We start from the raw sequence: 2,938 nt of genomic DNA on the forward strand, positions 1-2,938 counted from the left end.
CGCTGCTAACGCTAACGGCATATTATACAAATACGGTTTGATGATAATATTGCCATCGCTGGAAAGCTCTATACCCGCTTGTTTACAACGCTCAACTATGCTATTATACTCGTTTTGTCCTGTTACATGCAATATTTGAATACGCGCATGATTATTAAAATGTTTGTAAACACCGAGCATAGCATGATTAATACTACGAGCACCACGACTGCCACCAACTACGAGCAATGTAAGTTTATCAGGACTAAGCCCTAATGCGGCCTGTCCTTCCTCGCGGGTGGCTGACATAACTTCCGGCCTAATCGGATTACCTGTAAACACAATTTGCCCAGACTTGTACTCTTTAAAATGCGCCTTTGCCTCTTGATAGCCAATAGCAATTTTGTCAACAAATCTAGCCAGAATTTTATTCGTAATCCCTGGTATGACATTCTGTTCCTGAATCATCGATGGGATCTTCAGCAAACTAGCAGCCAATAACACTGGTCCGCATACATAACCGCCCGTACCAATCACAACATCTGGCTTAAACTCTTTAATAATCTGGATAGATTTCCAAACACTTCCGACCGTAGCAAACAGGGTTTGTACATTTTTCCAGGAGAGTTTACGTTCTAAACCACGAACTTCGATGGTAGTAAAAGCAAAGCCTTCTTTAGGAACTATATCAGCTTCAAGGCCTTGTTTTGTTCCTACAAATAGTATTTCACAGGTATTGGCTAACTTGGCTATCTCTCTTGCGATAGTAATGGCGGGGTAGATATGCCCACCTGTCCCCCCGCCAGAAATAATTATCCGCATATGGTTGCCCCCTACATTCATTTCAAGCTGACATACCGCGAAACATTAAGCAGAATACCAACTCCAGCCATGGTAAACACCAGGGCCGATCCTCCAAAACTGAGAAAGGGTAGCGGTATTCCAGTTACCGGCATTGAGGCAGTAACTACTGCAATATTCATCAGCGCCTGTAAAATAATCATACTGGTTATGCCACCGGCCAACAAACTGCCATAAATATCGGGCGCCGAAATGGCTATTTTAAACCCGCGCCAAGCAAATAAAAAGAATAAAATAATAACAGTAGCCGTTCCTATAAAACCTAGTTCTTCTCCCAAAATAGCAAAAATAAAATCAGTGTGAGGTTCAGGCAGATATAAAAACTTTTCCCGGCTACGTCCCAGTCCAACGCCAAACAATCCGCCTGAGCCTAATGCATATAACGATTGAATAATATGGTAGCCGCTGTTTAGGGGATCGGCCCACGGATCGCTAAATGCTAATAGTCGTTTAAGTCGATAGGGCTCAGCGATAATAGCTACAATTATCCCCAAGACACCAGCAGCACCTAAAGAACCCAAGTGCGACAGTTTAGCACCTGCAGCAAACAGTAGTAAAAATACCGTCCCACCAATAACCAGAGCAGTACCTAAATCTGGCTCTTTTAAAATCAGTCCAAATACGACTAGCAGCATAGCGAGTTGCGGAACAACGCCTTTAAAAAAATTACCAATTTTATCTTGGTTTTTTGCTAAGCTGTTAGCCGTAAATATCACCATACATAGTTTGGCGATTTCCGACGGTTGTAAATATAGCGAACCAAAACCTAGCCATCGCCTAGCACCGTTAACCACCTTGCCTAGTCCTGGTATGAGAACAAGCACTAATAATATCAGCGTAATAATCATGATGGGTTTAGCCCAAATTCGCCATGCATGATATTCGATATTCATGGTAAGCAGCATTGCCAAAACTCCAAGTGTAGCCCAAATCATCTGGCGTTTTAGAAAGTAGTAGCTGTCATTATAGTTGACATATGCCGAAACAGCACTTGCACTATAAACCATTACAATCCCGAACCCCAGCAAACCAACGATGGTAAAAAAGATGACATAATCGGGCGACTTAGCTCTGCCTACCAATCGCGCTCCCTCCTTACCAAATAGCCCATCAAGCCTAAATCCATTGTCGGTCTTATCGTGATGCTTCCCCCAGCTTCGTTAAATCCACAAAACCTAACCTCGGTTTCTTTTGTGGCTATCACTCAGACCAAACTGTGTTTTCTTTATTGGTTCCTTACTTATTTACAATATATGCACTTTCTTCCGCATTATTGGACGAAGAAACTCACACAATTCATACTATGACTTTTACTATGGCTTTAGACTGGGCGGACTACTAACCGTCGCACCAAATCCTTAAAGACTCTCCCCCGCTGTTCATAATTATCGAACATATCGTAACTAGCGCAGGCCGGCGACAATAACACCACCTGTGGCGGTTTGGCCAAACGGTGTGCCAAGGTTACAGCCTCATCTAACGAAACTACTTTGTGAATATTTTTGATGCCCTGCCGAGCAGCCGCCTCGGCAAATCGCTGCTGTGCCTCTCCAAGCAGAATTAGATGGTCTGTTTTGGCCTTAGCCACCTGCATAAACTCAGTGAGATCTGTCTTTTTATCCCATCCGCCGGCAATCAGAATAATATGTCCATCAAAGGCCTTAAGGGCTTTGATCGAAGACTCAGGGTTGGTGCCTTTAGAATCATTATAATAAGCTACACCCTTTATCTCCGCCACTGGTTCAAGCCGATGCTCAACACCAGGGAAAGTGCTAAGAACCGCTGCCATAGCTTCTGGCCGAGCTCCGGCTAAATAAGCGATGGCGCAGGCCGCCAGCGCATTTTCAACATTGTGGTCGCCCTTGATTTTTATATCTTTAACAGCACAAATTTCTGTATATTTACCATCCAAGCTGATTCTAACATTACCTGTTTCTACAAAGACACCTTCTTCCAGACACTGTGTAAGACTAAAATATACCACTTTGCTTCTTGCCCGTTTAGCCATATCACGCACGACCGGATCATCATAATTTAAAATGAGATAATCATTAGCTTGCTGGTTAGCAAATATTTTTTCTTTCATCTGTCGATAAAT

At 43.1% G+C, this 2,938-nt stretch carries 3 protein-coding genes; all 3 read right to left on the bottom strand.

What is annotated here, in order from left to right; genetic code table 11:
- On the bottom strand, window positions 1–801 hold an 801-nt coding region (locus AC29Z1_RS15880), incomplete at its 3' end, for a UDP-N-acetylglucosamine--N-acetylmuramyl-(pentapeptide) pyrophosphoryl-undecaprenol N-acetylglucosamine transferase (protein ID WP_488272430.1).
- 17 nt (window positions 802–818) lie between these two features.
- Complete coding sequence (gene spoVE / locus AC29Z1_RS15885; protein WP_488272431.1) at window positions 819–1,922, bottom strand: stage V sporulation protein E; 1,104 nt, start codon at window positions 1,920–1,922, stop codon at window positions 819–821.
- 239 nt (window positions 1,923–2,161) lie between these two features.
- The coding region (gene murD, locus AC29Z1_RS15890) for a UDP-N-acetylmuramoyl-L-alanine--D-glutamate ligase (protein WP_488272432.1) at window positions 2,162–2,938 on the bottom strand (777 nt) is incomplete at its 5' end.

Source organism: Sporomusa sp., from assembly GCF_057736855.1.